This window comes from Streptomyces resistomycificus, assembly GCF_001514265.1.
GTDB lineage: Bacteria > Actinomycetota > Actinomycetes > Streptomycetales > Streptomycetaceae > Streptomyces > Streptomyces resistomycificus.
Genome location: NZ_KQ948995.1, coordinates 91,083 through 104,131, shown reverse-complemented (window position 1 = coordinate 104,131; position 13,049 = coordinate 91,083). Strand labels below are relative to the sequence as shown.

14 protein-coding genes are annotated in these 13,049 nt (G+C 69.1%); 8 read left to right on the top strand and 6 right to left on the bottom strand.

All coding sequences use genetic code 11. The annotated features are described in order from the left end of the window. Positions 1 to 82 precede the first annotated feature (82 nt). The gene (locus AQJ84_RS24960) at positions 83 to 760 is read right to left on the bottom strand and encodes a class I SAM-dependent methyltransferase (protein WP_225877136.1); all 678 of its coding nucleotides are present in this window, start codon (positions 758 to 760) and stop codon (positions 83 to 85) included. After that, complete coding sequence (locus tag AQJ84_RS24955; RefSeq protein WP_030038579.1) at positions 753 to 1,685, bottom strand: SRPBCC family protein; 933 nt, start codon at positions 1,683 to 1,685, stop codon at positions 753 to 755. Before AQJ84_RS24955 ends, AQJ84_RS24960 begins: the two co-directional genes overlap by 8 nt. Before the next feature lie 409 nt (positions 1,686 to 2,094). Between AQJ84_RS24955 and AQJ84_RS24950 the strand changes: the two genes are divergently transcribed. After that, a complete protein-coding gene (locus tag AQJ84_RS24950; RefSeq protein ID WP_030038580.1) occupies positions 2,095 to 2,685 on the top strand; it encodes a response regulator transcription factor in 591 nt (196 codons plus the stop codon). A 37-nt stretch (positions 2,686 to 2,722) separates the two neighbouring features. Here AQJ84_RS24950 and AQJ84_RS24945 read toward each other — a convergent pair whose 3' ends face one another. From AQJ84_RS24945 to AQJ84_RS24935, 3 genes are all read right to left on the bottom strand, one after another. Further along, the gene (locus tag AQJ84_RS24945) at positions 2,723 to 3,622 is read right to left on the bottom strand and encodes an AfsR/SARP family transcriptional regulator (protein WP_063804457.1); all 900 of its coding nucleotides are present in this window, start codon (positions 3,620 to 3,622) and stop codon (positions 2,723 to 2,725) included. Between the two features lie 192 nt (positions 3,623 to 3,814). Beyond that, positions 3,815 to 4,357 (bottom strand): hypothetical protein, encoded by a 543-nt coding sequence (locus AQJ84_RS24940; protein WP_059198867.1) that lies wholly within the window; start codon positions 4,355 to 4,357, stop codon positions 3,815 to 3,817. 16 nt (positions 4,358 to 4,373) lie between these two features. Beyond that, entirely contained in the window at positions 4,374 to 5,153 is a 780-nt protein-coding gene (locus tag AQJ84_RS24935) for a cyclase family protein (protein ID WP_030038584.1), read from the bottom strand. Between the two features lie 181 nt (positions 5,154 to 5,334). On the opposite strand from AQJ84_RS24935, the gene AQJ84_RS24930 reads away from it, so the two are divergent. The 6 genes from AQJ84_RS24930 (at position 5,335) to AQJ84_RS24905 (ending at position 9,829) form a co-directional block, all read left to right on the top strand. After that, entirely contained in the window at positions 5,335 to 5,775 is a 441-nt protein-coding gene (locus AQJ84_RS24930; RefSeq protein ID WP_030038585.1) for a nuclear transport factor 2 family protein, read from the top strand. A 41-nt stretch (positions 5,776 to 5,816) separates the two neighbouring features. Beyond that, positions 5,817 to 6,584 carry an SDR family NAD(P)-dependent oxidoreductase gene (locus AQJ84_RS24925; protein ID WP_225877137.1) on the top strand — a complete coding sequence of 256 codons (768 nt, stop codon included), beginning with the start codon at positions 5,817 to 5,819 and terminating at the stop codon, positions 6,582 to 6,584. Positions 6,585 to 6,676: 92 nt separating this feature from the next. Then, positions 6,677 to 7,012: an antibiotic biosynthesis monooxygenase family protein gene (locus AQJ84_RS24920; protein WP_030038587.1), complete on the top strand. Its 336-nt coding sequence runs from the start codon at positions 6,677 to 6,679 to the stop codon at positions 7,010 to 7,012. A 46-nt stretch (positions 7,013 to 7,058) separates the two neighbouring features. Further along, complete coding sequence (locus AQJ84_RS24915) at positions 7,059 to 8,327, top strand: beta-ketoacyl-[acyl-carrier-protein] synthase family protein (RefSeq protein WP_030038588.1); 1,269 nt, start codon at positions 7,059 to 7,061, stop codon at positions 8,325 to 8,327. Beyond that, positions 8,324 to 9,556, top strand: coding sequence for a ketosynthase chain-length factor (locus tag AQJ84_RS24910; protein WP_053192394.1), 1,233 nt, complete (start codon positions 8,324 to 8,326; stop codon positions 9,554 to 9,556). Before AQJ84_RS24915 ends, AQJ84_RS24910 begins: the two co-directional genes overlap by 4 nt. Before the next feature lie 12 nt (positions 9,557 to 9,568). Further along, entirely contained in the window at positions 9,569 to 9,829 is a 261-nt protein-coding gene (locus AQJ84_RS24905) for an acyl carrier protein (RefSeq protein ID WP_030038589.1), read from the top strand. Between the two features lie 133 nt (positions 9,830 to 9,962). Here the strand turns inward: AQJ84_RS24905 and AQJ84_RS24900 are convergent, their stop codons facing one another. Next, complete coding sequence (locus AQJ84_RS24900) at positions 9,963 to 12,122, bottom strand: MMPL family transporter (RefSeq protein WP_053192396.1); 2,160 nt, start codon at positions 12,120 to 12,122, stop codon at positions 9,963 to 9,965. Between the two features lie 191 nt (positions 12,123 to 12,313). Here AQJ84_RS24900 and rpe point away from each other — a divergent pair, with 191 nt between their 5' ends. Further along, positions 12,314 to 13,000 carry a ribulose-phosphate 3-epimerase gene (rpe, locus tag AQJ84_RS24895; protein ID WP_053192398.1) on the top strand — a complete coding sequence of 229 codons (687 nt, stop codon included), beginning with the start codon at positions 12,314 to 12,316 and terminating at the stop codon, positions 12,998 to 13,000. Positions 13,001 to 13,049 lie beyond the last annotated feature (49 nt).

Below are 13,049 nucleotides of genomic sequence, written 5' to 3'. Positions count from 1 at the left end.
GACGAAGGCGCCGGCCAGAACGGCGAGACGGAAGCGCGGGCGGGAGGTCTGGCCTCCGCCCGCGCTTGCGGCTTCCGGCTGTTCAGGCAGTGGCCTCGAACAGCGCCACGGACCCCCGCACGGTCAGCCGGTAGTCGGTGAACCGGCTGTCGAGTTCGGCTTCCAGGCCGCCGAGGGAGTCACCGCGGTTGTCGAACGTCCCCTTCTCGTTGAGGGAGTCCAGCAGCTTGTACGCCCGTTTGCCGTGCGGCACCCCTTCGGCGAGTACGGTACTGCCGAAGATCCGGCCGCCCGGCACCACATGGGGCCTGACATGGTCGAACACCTTCGCCTTGTGCTTCATGCCGCCCGGCAGACAGTGCAGGAGGAAGTTCAGCCCGGCGGATTCGTACCGCTCCTCACCGAGCTCGAACGGGGAGAGCACATCGCGTTGGAAGGTGCGGGGACGAAACCGCCGCAACCTGGCGGACGCCTTCTGCAGGACCAGCGGATTGAGATCCACCAGGGCGATCCGAGGCCGGGGCGAGCGGTGTTGGCACCGGTCGAGGAAGAAGCCGGTGCCCGGGCCGAGGTCGAGGTGTCGCTCGCCGATGTTCCGGTCGTACCCGGCCAGCATCTCCGAGCGGTCGCACCGCCAGACCCGCCGGCAGATGATGCCGAGCACGAGAACGTCGTACATGGACAGCACCCGGCGGGTGTAGGTGGCCGTCCCGGTGAAGATCTCGTCCCGGGTGGGGCCGGCCTGCGGTCGGTCAGACACCGGCGCGCTCCTCGGCGAAGGCCTTCGAGAGCCGCAGGTTGCCCATGCTGTTCGCACTGAGCACCCGGCGCAGGTACTTGCGCGCGTCCAGTACCGAGGTCCCCTCGCCGAGGATCGGCAACGCGGAGGGCTTGATCGTCGCGGTGTGCCGCGCACCGAGAACGAAACCCTCGCGGGTCGGCGTGAACCTCCAGTGGCCGGTGTGCCCGGTCAGGAGCTTCGGCAGATGGATCTGCTTGTACACGATCTTGTGGCCGGGCAGGCAGACGCGCACCGACCGGGTGGTGTGCGCCGAGCCGTCCGGGGTGGTGGTGTCCATGTCGAAGAACTGGATGTTGGGCACGTCCTCCTCCAGCACCAGCCGGGAGACGTGCGGGATGCGTTCCGGCCACTTGTCGGCCTCGTACAGGTAGGCGTACGCGTCGTCGATCGCGCCCGCCACGAACAGCGGGTCCTCGAAGTCCACCACCAGGTCCTGCCGTTCCTCGTGGCGCTCGGCGGCGTCCGTGACACAGGCGAGGAGTTCGCGCAGTTCGCGATCGGCGAGAGCCGCCTCGCGCTCGTCGCCGAGGGTCTCCTGCTCGACCCGCACCTCGGTGGACGCGTCGGACAGCGCACGGAAGGCCCATTCCCCGCGCTGTCCGGCCGCCGCCGGTTCGGCCGGGTCGAACTCGTAGCCGATCCGGAGCGCTTCCCGGTCGAACCACCAGCGCGCCCGCCAGGTGCGCACCGTCCGGTCGTCGATCACCCACCAGTGCCGGAACTCCTCGGCCCCGTCGTCCCGGCGACCGAGCGGCTCCGCGTGTACGGACGGACCATGGAACTGCGACCAGTCCCCGAGCCCGGCCACCAGATCGAACACCAGATGCGCTGGCGCGGTGACGGACACGGTGTGCTGGAGTGCGTCTTTGCCCAGAGTCGGCATGGCCGAATACCTCCACATGGTTGCCGGCGGTCAATGACCCGCCACCAAGATTCGGGGCTCCGGCTTGAGTACCCGTGGAACATCACTGGACGAACCGGTGACATCGGCCCGGCACGGATTTGCCCGTCGGCACGGTTTTTTTGAGCAAAGGCCCCGGTGATCCACCGAGCGATTCCCGCGACCCACCCAACATGCACAAATCCTTCACATGAAGACATGTAAGCAGGTCAGACGCCCTACTTTTGCGGTCTTTTCATGCACCGAGACGGCCGTCTACTGTCGGGACGTGACTACCGGAGCCCGCCCCACCGGGTGCAGAGCGATCGAGCCGGGAAGACCACCCGGCCAAAGCCTCCGGTTACTCGTTTCAATTCATCGGGTGCGGCGGTGAAATCCAAAAGGGGGAAGAATGGTCCGGGTGTTGATTGCTGAAGAAATGCCGATGATACGCGGCGCATTGGCCGCACTTCTGAGCCTGGAGCCCGACATGAACATCGTGGCGGAGGTGGGGCGTCGGGACCTCGTCACCTCTGCCGCCATAGCCAGCAGTCCTCATGTGGCCATACTGAATACCGACGGAATAGAGATAGCCCCGGAGCTGAGGCGGAGGACGCCGGACCTCCAGCTGCTGGTCCTCTCCGCGACGGCTCAGCCCAGGCTGCTCCGCCAGGCGCTGTCCGCGCAGGTATCGGGGTTCATCCTCAAGGAGGAGCCGCCGGCCCAGCTCGCGGAGGCGGTCCGTAAGGTCGCGGCAGGGGAGAGGATCATCAATCCCAAACTGGCGCTGAAGGCCCTGGACGCCGACGAGACTCCGCTGACGGCCAGGGAACTCGAGGTCTTACGGCTGTTCTCCAGGGGTTTCGAACCCACCGACATCGCCGGGTTCCTGTCTCTCCAGGTCGGTACCGTCCGGAACTACCTGACGTCGATAGTGACGAAACTCGCGGCGAGGAACCGGGTGGACGCCATCAGGATCGCGAGCCGGGTCGGCTGGCTGTGAGGGGTGGGGCGCCGCCCGAGGGTTGACGCCCGGCTCCTCAGGACGCTCGCAGTGACACACCGGGTCGTACGCTCGCGCTCGGCGAGAAGTCGCTCCTCGGGCGTCTCGGCAGCGGGTCGCCGACGGTCCGGCGCTCGAAGTCCAGTCCGTCCGCGACCTCGGGCGAGTCGAGAAGCGGGTCCCCCGCGAGCACGGCCTGGTGCAGTCGGCGCAGCCTGGCCGACGGTTCGAGGCCCAGCTCCTCGATCATGGTGTCCCGCAGCTTCTGATAAGCCTCCAGGGCGTTCCAGGAGCGGCCGGAGCGGTGCAGCGCGATCATGAACTGGGCGCACAGGTTCTCGTGCATCGGGTACTTCATGGTCAGGACGGTCAGCTCGCTGAGCAGCTCCGCGTGCCGGCCCATCCTCAGGCGGGCGGTCAGGCGCCCCTCCACCGCCGCGATCCTGGCCTCCGCCAGCCTCATGACCTCTGGTTCGAGGATGCGGCCGGCCTGCACATCGACCAGCGCGGGGCCGTTCCACAGGGAGAGCGCCCGGGTGAACAGGTCCGCGGCCCTCGCGTCGTCGCCCGCGGCGGCCGCCGAGCGGGCCTCGCCGGAGAGCCGTTCGAATTCGTGGACGTCGATGTCTCCGGGGCGCGCCCGCAGCAGATAGCCGTTGTGCTGAGTGACCAGGATGTCCTTGGCCGTCTGCCCCTGGCCCTCGCCCAGCGCGGCGTCCAGGTTTCTGCGCAGCTGGAATATGTACGTCTGGAGTGTCGTGGCAGAACTGCGCGGCGGATTGTCTCCCCATATCTCTTCGGTGAGCGTTCCCACGCTGATGATCCGGTTCGCGTTCAGAGCGAGCAGGGAGAGTACTTGCCTCGGTTTACTGGCGCTGGGCACCAAGGAGACCCGGTTTTCCTGGGCGACGAGTGGTCCGAGAGTCTTTATCTGCATGAGAGAGAATCCTTCTTCTCAGCCGATACCGTCCGTCCGGGGAAAGGATTCGCCCGTCGGGAATTCGCGTACAACCTCTGTTCGCCCAATCCTTGCACGCGAATGGCAGCCACGAACAGTGGTGCCTTCATCTCTCGTATGTGACTGTTGAACAGCGACCCATGAGGGCGTCATCAGTGGGGAATGAGCGGTTCACCTTTCTCCGCACCGCTCAAGGCGGGCACGCGGCGGCGAGCCCGTCCTGGTGGCCGAGACCTCGGCCGTGGCGGAGCCGGTCCGCGTGCCGTCCGGGGCGAAGATCAGCGACACACCCGAGCCGGTGAAGGTGTCCAGGACCTGGCGGGCCCGCTGGTTCACCTCCACCGAGCCCAGGAAGGTTCCCTGCGGGTCGTACAGCCCGTGCCGGATCCCGAAGGAGAAGCGGTCCCTCGCCGTCGGCCACCAGGTGCCCGAACCGCTGCCACTGACCTCGCCCGGACCGCCGAGGGTGAGGTGGGCCCCGCCGTCGGCGGCGAAGGACAGCGTGGCCCGGTGACGGTTGTCCGGCACGTCCACCGTGGCGTCCCAGACGCCGACCGGCGTCGAGCCGCCGCACGCCCCCGCGAACTTTGTGGTGTCTGCGGCCGCGGGCGTGGGAAGTACCGCGCACAGGCTGACCGCCAGCAGCAGCGCCGACGCGGAGGCCGCGGTCCTGGCCCGTGGCGCGCTCCTCGGGGAGCGAAGCGACTCCATCATCTCCTGTCCCCTCCCCTCAGTCCTCGACGATCGCGACGGCCCTGGTCCAGCCCGCGCCGGCGCCGGTGATCTTCACGGGGAAGCAGGACACCATGAACCCGTACGGTTCGGGCAGCGCCCCCAGGTTCGCCAGACGTTCGATCTGGCAGTACTCCCGGTCGCGGCCGACGAAGTGCGCCGGCCACAGGACCGACCGGTCGCCGCTCTCCTGGTAGCGCTTGATGATGTTGCCGAACGGCGCGTCCAGGCTGAAGGCGTCCGTGCCGATCACCTTCACGCCCAGATCGAGCAGCATGTGGACGGCGTCGCCGTCGAGTCCGACGAAGTCCGTGAAGTACTCCGGGGTGCCCGCCCGCCGGTCGGCGCCGGTGTGGAGCAGGACGATCTCGTTCGGCGAGGGCACGTACTCGATCCGGGAGAAGGCCTTCTCCAGATCGGGGGTCCCGATCACCCCGGTGCCCTCGTCGGTCAGGTCCAGCACGACACCCCGGTTGTGGAACCAGTCAAGCGGCATTTCGTGGATGTGCCGTGGAATCCCGGTTCCGTACGTCGATCGGGACCCGTAGTGTGACGGGGCGTCGACGTGGGTCCCCGTGTGCGTGGTGAGTGTCATCCGGTCCAACGACAGGAATTCACCCTCGGGAAGGACCGCCGGATCGAAGTCCATCCCGAAATGCTCTTTCATCTCCGCGCTCATGTGCAGGGCGCCGTCCCGCGGGCTGAGTATCTCGTGTGTCACGGGGTCGGGCTCGTATGCGTCGGCATTCACCGGTGAGGACAGATCTATGATGCGCACGGCTACCTCCCAAGAGCGGTGTCACGGTGTCATGCACGGTTCTCCGCATCCTCTTTGTCTTTGCTAGAGACGCGTTGGAGCGTCGCTTTACCGGTTTCTCGAGCAATGCTCGAACCCGTTGTGCCAGCGTGCCGACAGGCAGGATTTCCCTCCGGCGCGACGACACAGAAGGCAGGCGGTCATGTCCGTGACGACCGAACACCAGACGTTCGAGAGGATCTACGCGGAGGTGCAGCAGTTCTACGCCCGTCATATCCAGCTGATGGACGAGGGACGGGCGGAAGAGGCGGCCATGACCTTCACCGAGGACGCTTCCCTGGTCTCCCCGCCCAAGATCACGGAACCCGTCCGCGGACGCGCGAAGCTCGCTGCCGGCCTCCGCAAGGCGGCCGACGAGCTCGACGCGGAAGGGATCCGCTACCGGCGCTGCCACACGATGATGACGGTGGAGCCGCAGCCGGACGGCCGGTTGGCCGTCCGGGCGTACGTACAGGTGGTCCGCACCCGGCGCGGGGGCGAGGCGAAGCTGCACGCGATGTGCGTGTGCGAGGACGTGCTGGTGCGTGAGGACGGTGAACTCAAGGTCCACCGGCGGGTGGTGACCCGCGACGACTGCCTCTGAAGTCGACCGCGGCTCTAGCGGCGGTCTCTAGCTTCGGCGGCGTGACCAACTTCGAAGGCAACTCATCGTCGCGCGGTGTGATCGTCACCGGCGGCGGCACCGGCATCGGCCGGGCCACCGCACGGGCGTTCGCCGACCGCCAGGACCGGGTCCTTGTGGTGGGCCGGTCCGAAAGCACGCTGACGGAGACCGCCCAGGGCCACCCGAACATCCACGCCCTGCCCGTCGACATCACCGAGCCGGGGGCGGCCGAGACGATCGTCGGTACCGCGCTGAGCGCGTTCGGACGGATCGACGTGGTGGTGAACAACGCGTCGATCGCCCTACCGGCGCCACTGGAGAAGACGGACACGGCAGCGGCCGGGGAGCTGTTGGACGTCAATCTGTGTGCGCCGATCTCTCTCACGCGATGTGCGCTCGACGCGCTGACGAAGACCCGCGGCACGGTGGTGAACCTCAGCAGTGCCGGATCACTGGGGCGACGCGCCTGGCCGAACTTCTCCCTCTACGGCGCCAGCAAGGTCGCCCTGGATTTCCTCACCAGGACCTGGGCGGTCGAACTCGCCCCCCGTGGCATTCGCGTGGTGTCGATCGCCCCCGGGGTGATCGAAACGGGAATGGGCATACGCATGGGCTCCAGTTCCGAGGAGTACGCGCAGTTCCTCGAATGGATGAAAACGGTCACCCCGCTCGGCCGCGTCGGACAACCGGAGGAAATCGCCTGGTGGGTCCTCCAGGTCGCCGAACCGGAGGCGGGTTTCGCCACGGGCGCGGTACTGGCCGTCGACGGCGGAGCGAGCATCGTCTGAAGAACGGCCGGCCGAGCGGGAGTCGAGCCGACCGCGAGAGCCGCCCGGCAGCGTTGACCTCAGCGAGAACCGTACACAGAGGAGCAACTGACATGTCGACACGGAAATACGACGCCACCGACAGCGGAGTGGTCACGTTCGTCAACCGGTTCACCGTGCACAGCTCGCCGGAGGAGTTCGAGAAGATATTCGCCGAGGTCTCCGAGTTCATGGCGGAACAGCCGGGCTTCGTCCAGTACACGCTCTCCCGGAGCATCGACCGGGAAAAGCAGGACAGCTACATCAACATCGCGTTGTGGACGGACGTGGAGTCCTGGGAGAAGGCCGTCGCCCACCCCGGTTTCCAGGACCACGCCAAAGAGATCCGTGCCCGCACCACGAACGTCGGGGAGCTGTATGCCCCGCGGCAGTCCTTCTCGGTGAAGTGACCTCGCCCCAGCCCGTCCGCCGAGCCCGCCGGGAGGTGGTCCAGAGATGAATCGACGTGTCGTGATCACCGGAGTCGGTGTGGTCGCACCTGGCGGCACCGGTGCCAAGAAGTTCTGGGATCTGGTGTCCGCTGGACGCACCGCGACCAAGCGCATCACGTTCTTCGACCCGGCGCCGTTCCGGTCGCAGATCGCCGCCGAGTGCGACTTCGATCCGGCGGGCGAAGGACTCTCCCCGCAGCAGATCCGGCGGATGGACCGGTCGGCGCAGTTGGCGGTGGTGAGCGCGCGGGAGTGTCTCGACGACAGCGGTCTGGATCCGGGGGCCCTCGACCCCACGCGGACCGGCGTCGTCGTGGGCAGCGCGGTCGGCTGCACGATGGGGCTGGAGGAGGAGTACGTCGTCGTCAGCGACGGCGGCCGTAAGTGGGAGGTCGACGAGCGTTACGCCGTGCCCCACCTCTTCAACTACTTCGTCCCGAGCTCCCTCGCGGCGGAGGTCGCCTGGGAGGTCGGTGCGGAGGGCCCGGTGGCGACGGTGTCGACGGGGTGCACCTCGGGCCTGGACTCCGTCGGACAGGCCGTCGAGCTGATCGCCGAAGGAACGGCCGACGTGATGGTGGCGGGCGCGGCCGACGCGCCGATCTCGCCGATCACCATGGCCTGCTTCGACGCGATCAAGGCGACCACCCCGCGAAACGACGACCCCACGACGGCGTCCCGCCCGTTCGACCGGACCAGGAACGGGTTCGTGCTCGGCGAAGGATCAGCCATGTTCGTCCTGGAAGACCTCGAACACGCGCGCCGGCGCGGGGCGTACGTGTACGCCGAGATCACCGGCTTCGCCTCGCGCTGCAACGCCTTCCACATGACCGGCCTGCGACCGGACGGGAAGGAGATGGCCGAGGCGATCCGGGTCGCCATGGCACGCTCCGGGACGGCGCCGGAGGACATCGACTACATCAACGCCCACGGCTCGGGCACCCTGCAGAACGACCGGCACGAGACGGCGGCCTTCAAACGCAGCCTCGGGGAACGCGCGTACCGGACACCGATCAGCTCCATCAAGTCCATGATCGGGCACTCGTTGGGCGCCATCGGCTCCCTCGAGATCGCCGCCTGTGTGCTCGCCATGAAGTCCGGCGTCGTTCCTCCCACCGCCAACCTGCACGAGCCGGACCCGGAGTGCGACCTGGACTATGTGCCGCTGGTCGCGCGGGAGCGGCGAGTGGACACGGCGCTCAGTGTGGGCAGCGGGTTCGGCGGGTTCCAGAGCGCGATGATCCTGCGGAAACCGGAAGGGAAGGCGGCATGACGGCCACCGTGGTGACCGGCATGGGCGTGGTGGCGCCGACCGGGCTCGGTCCCCGGGAACACTGGGAACGCACGATGCGGGGCGAGTCCGCCATCGGCCCCGTCACCGCCTTCGACGCGGAGCGGTACTCCAGTCGGCTGGCGGGTGAGATCACCGCGTTCGTCCCCGCCGACCACCTGCCGGCCCGGCTGCTCCCGCAGACCGACCACATGACGCGGCTGGCGTTGGCGGCGGCCGCCTGGGCCATCAAGGACGCGGCGGTGGACCCCGCCGAACTGCCCGAGTTCGGCATGGGAGTCGTGACGGCGAGCTCGGCCGGCGGATTCGAGTTCGGCCACCGTGAGCTGGACAAGCTCTGGCGCAAAGGGCCGGAACACGTCAGCGCCTACCAGTCGTTCGCCTGGTTCTACGCGGTGAACAGCGGACAGATCTCCATCCGCCACGGAATGCGCGGTCCCAGCGGAGTGCTGGTCACCGAGCAGGCGGGCGGTCTCGACGCGGTCGCTCAGGCGCGGCGCCGGGTGCGCGACGGCACCGCGGCCATGGTCTGCGGATCCGTCGACGGATCGCCCTGCCCCTGGGGTTGGGTGGCACAGCTCGCCGGCGGCCGGATCAGCACGGCCGACGATCCCGCCCGGGCGTACCTGCCCTTCGACGTCGACGCCGGCGGACACGTGCCGGGCGACGGTGGCGCGCTGTTCGTCCTGGAGGACGAGGAAGGGGCGCGGGAGCGCGGCGTGACGTCATGGCACGGCGAGATCGCCGGATACGCGGCGACCTTCGATCCGCCGCCCGGCTCCGGTCGGCCGTCGTCGCTGCGCCGGGCGATCGAACTCGCCCTGGCCGACGCCGAGACGGAGGCGGACGCCATCGGCGTGGTGTTCGCGGACGGCGCGGGACTCGCGGAGCTCGACCGGGTGGAGGCGGAGGCGTTGCGTGCGGTCTTCGGGCCGTACGGGGTGCCGGTGACCGTGCCGAAGACGATGACCGGTCGGCTCAGTGCCGGCGGTGCGGCGCTCGACCTGGCCACCGCCCTGCTGGCGCTGCGCCACGGCAGGATCCCGCCCACGGTGAACGTCTCCCGTCCCGTACCGGAGTACGAGCTCGACCTCGTGACACAACCCCGGCGCAAGCCGCTGTCGGCGGTGCTCGTGGTGGCTCGTGGTCAGGGCGGCTTCAACGCGGCCATGGTCGTGACCAGGCGACACAGTACGAGCGGAACACGGTGAGAGGTGGACGACATGAGTGAGCTGACGCTGACCGAACTGACCACGATCCTGCAGGAGTGCGCCGGTGAGGACGAGACGTCGGCCCTGCGGGGTGGTGACGTCCTGGACACGGACTTCAAGGACCTGGGATACGACTCGCTCGCCATGCTGGAGACAGCGGCTCGCATTCAGATCACGTACGGAGTGGTGCTGGCGGACGACGTGGTGGTCGAGGCCAGTACGCCGCGCCAGCTGATGCGCCTGGTCAACCAGTCGATCGTCGAGGGTCCGTGACCACGACCGGTCCGGCGCGGCGCGCGGGGCCGCGGGCACGGCGGCCAAGTGCGCCGCCACCAAGTGCGTCGCGACCAAGGGCGCCGAGGTCCCACGCGTCCCGCCGCCGGCCTCGGTTCCCGCGCGCCGCGCCTCACCCGCCGGCCTGACCGACCCGTGCCGGCTCGGCCTCCGCGGGGGGCGCCCCGCCGTCCTCCCTGGCCAGCCGGTGCGGCCACCACACCTTCGGGCCGACGTCCAGGAACAGGGCCGTGACCAGCACCGAACGGACGATGAACGTGTCCAGGAGGACGCCCAGCGCCACCGCGAACCCGATCTCCGCGAAGGCGACCATCGGCAGGGTGCCGAGGGCGGCGAAGGTGCCGGCCAGGACCAGACCGGCGGAGGTGATGACCGAGCCTGTCGCGGCGAGACCCGTCACCACGCCCTTGCGGGTGCCCTGGCGGGCGGCCTCCTCCCGGATGCGGGTGGTGAGGAAGATGTTGTAGTCGATGCCCAGGGCGACCAGGAACACGAAGACGAACAGCGGGAAGTCCGTCGACTCGCCGGCGTAGTCGAAGACGTACCGGAAGGCGAGCGCGCTGATGCCGAGCGCCGCCGCGAACGACAGGATCACCGTCCCGACCAGCAGCAACGGGGCGACCAGTGCGCGCAGCAGCCCGCACAGGATCAGCAGGACGACGATCAGGACCAGCGGGATGATCAGCAGGTTGTCGTGCGTGGTCGCCTTGTCCATGTCCAGCAGGGCCGCCGTGCCGCCGCCCACCTGGGCGTCGGCGTCCGGCACCGCGTGCACGGCGTCCCGGACCCGCTCCACGGTCTGTTTCGCGGCCTCGCTGTCGGCGGGCGCGGTCATGGTGGCCTCGAACAGCACCTTGCCCTCGAAGGAGGGTTTCGTGCCGGGCGGCAGGCCCAGCGACTCGGGCACGACGCCGGCCGTTCCGGCGACCGCCTCGCCCACCTGCCGGGCCTGGGCCTGGTTGCTGACGATGACCAGGGGATCGCCGCTGCCCGCCGGGAAGTACTGGGCCGAGATCTCCTGGCCGACGACCGAGTCGGGTTCCCCGGTGAACGCGTCCGCGTTGCTGATGCCCTCGGCGCGCAGCTGGATCAGACCGAGCGAGCACACCGCGAGCGCCAACGCCGTGACGCCCCAGACCATGCGCGGGCGGACCGCGAACCGGCGGCCCATGCGGGCCCACAGACCCGTGTCGGCCGGGTTCTCGGTGCCCAGGTGCGGGATCGCCGGCCAGAAGATCCAGCGGCCGAAGACCACCAGCAGTGCCGGGAACAGGGTCATCATCGCGAGCAGGGCGACGGCGACGCCGATGGCGGCGACCGGGCCGAGACCGCTCGTCGAGTTCATCTCCGCGACCAGCAGCACCAGCATGCTCAGGACGACCGTCGCGCCCGACGCGAGGACGGCCGGGCCCGCGCGGTGCAGAGCCAGGGCCATCGCCTCGTGCCGGTCCTCGTGGCGGCGCAGTTCCTCCCGGTAGCGGGCGACGAGCAAGAGGGCGTAGTCCGTCCCCGCACCGAAGACGAGGACCGTGAGGATGCCCGCGCTCTGCCCGTTGACGGTCAGGCCGGCGTGCTCCGCCAGCAGGTAGATCAGGGCCTGCGCGGTGAACAGGGCGGCGATCACCGACAGCAGCGGGACCAGGAGGAGGGTGGGACTGCGGTAGGTGATCAGCAGCATCACGATGACGACGGCCATCGCAGAGATCAGCAGCGTGGAGTCGATGCCCTCGAAGGCCTCGGAGAAGTCGGCGGACGTACCGCCCGGGCCGGTGATGTGCACCGCGAGCCCGTCGCCGCCCTCACCGACGATCTCGCGCATGGAGTCGACCGCGGGCGCGATCCGCTCCCAGCCCTTCTCGTCCATCGTGATCGGCACCAGGACCTGGGCGGCCCGCGGGTCGTCCGGCCGGTCGTACACCGGGCCCCTGGTCTCGGCCCCGCGGATGCCGTGCGCGGTCAGCTGCTTGAGCTCGGCGGTGTCCTCGGCGATCTGCGCCCGGTCCTGGGCCGTGAGCCCGCTCTCGCGGGCGTACACCACGATCGCGGGGATCTGTTCGGGTCTGAAGTCCTCGGAGATCTCCAGCACCTGGGTCGACTCGGCGGACCCGGGCAGCCACGAGGCCGCGTCGTTGTCCTGGGCGTCGGTGAGCTTCTGCGCGAAGGGCGCCGTCAGGAACAGCGCCACCAGCCACAGCACCAGCACGACCCACTTGGCGCGCCGTCCGCACACCAGGTGCGCGATGCCGCGTCCCTTCGTCCCGGTCTCAGTCATGGCCACCCCCGTAGCCGTGGGCGGCCCAGCATGGCACGGGCGGGCGCGCCCCCGTAAGGGGCGCGGGGCGTCGCCGCTCGTGGCACCGCCACCCGGGCGCGCTCAGCCACATACAGCCCGCACCGGACAATTGACCGTGCCCGCCCCGGACCGATGCGGCCGACCCCCGGAGGGCATGGCAGGCTTGGGTCATGGCCGCGCAGATCAATCCCAGCATCCTGTCCGCCGATTTCGCCCGCCTCGCGGACGAGGCGAAGGCGGTCGGAGGAGCCGACTGGCTCCATGTCGACGTCATGGACAACCATTTCGTCCCGAACCTCACGCTCGGTGTGCCGGTCGTAGAGGCGCTGGCCCGTGCGACGGACACTCCGCTGGACTGTCATCTGATGATCGAGGCCCCCGATCGGTGGGCGCCCCAGTACGTGGAGGCGGGGGCCGGTTCCGTCACCTTTCACGTCGAGGCGGCCGCCGCTCCGGTCCGACTCGCCCGGGAGATCCGGGCCAAGGGCGCCCGCGCCTCCATGGCGCTGAAGCCCGCGACACCCATCGAGCCGTACGAGGATCTGCTCCCCGAGCTCGACATGCTGCTGATCATGACGGTCGAGCCGGGATTCGGGGGACAGGCGTTCCTCGACATCATGCTCCCCAAGATTCGCCGCACCCGCGAGTTGATCAGCAAGCACGGCCTCGAGCTGTGGCTTCAGGTCGACGGCGGCGTCTCGGCCTCCACCATCGAGCGCTGCGCCGACGCGGGCGCCGACGTCTTCGTCGCCGGCTCGGCGGTCTACGGGGCATCGGACCCGGCGGAGGCGGTACGTGCATTGCGCACCCAAGCCGAGGCGGCCACCGCCAAGGCGAGCTGGGCGTGCGACCACTGAACCAAGGGAACGTGAACGGCTCTCATCAGGACCGATCAAGCGCGCCGGA

Excerpts from the sequence above, each read along its gene's own strand:
- AQJ84_RS24955 (WP_030038579.1), bottom strand. The coding sequence starts at position 1,685 with ATGCCGACTCTGGGCAAAGACGCACTCCAGCACACCGTGTCCGTCACC.
- AQJ84_RS24920 (WP_030038587.1), top strand. The coding sequence starts at position 6,677 with ATGTCGACACGGAAATACGACGCCACCGACAGCGGAGTGGTCACGTTC.
- AQJ84_RS24950 (WP_030038580.1), top strand. The coding sequence starts at position 2,095 with ATGGTCCGGGTGTTGATTGCTGAAGAAATGCCGATGATACGCGGCGCA.
- AQJ84_RS24940 (WP_059198867.1), bottom strand. The coding sequence starts at position 4,357 with ATGATGGAGTCGCTTCGCTCCCCGAGGAGCGCGCCACGGGCCAGGACC.
- AQJ84_RS24905 (WP_030038589.1), top strand. The coding sequence starts at position 9,569 with ATGAGTGAGCTGACGCTGACCGAACTGACCACGATCCTGCAGGAGTGC.
- rpe (WP_053192398.1), top strand. The coding sequence starts at position 12,314 with ATGGCCGCGCAGATCAATCCCAGCATCCTGTCCGCCGATTTCGCCCGC.
- AQJ84_RS24915 (WP_030038588.1), top strand. The coding sequence starts at position 7,059 with ATGAATCGACGTGTCGTGATCACCGGAGTCGGTGTGGTCGCACCTGGC.
- AQJ84_RS24910 (WP_053192394.1), top strand. The coding sequence starts at position 8,324 with ATGACGGCCACCGTGGTGACCGGCATGGGCGTGGTGGCGCCGACCGGG.
- AQJ84_RS24930 (WP_030038585.1), top strand. The coding sequence starts at position 5,335 with ATGTCCGTGACGACCGAACACCAGACGTTCGAGAGGATCTACGCGGAG.
- AQJ84_RS24900 (WP_053192396.1), bottom strand. The coding sequence starts at position 12,122 with ATGACTGAGACCGGGACGAAGGGACGCGGCATCGCGCACCTGGTGTGC.
- AQJ84_RS24945 (WP_063804457.1), bottom strand. The coding sequence starts at position 3,622 with ATGCAGATAAAGACTCTCGGACCACTCGTCGCCCAGGAAAACCGGGTC.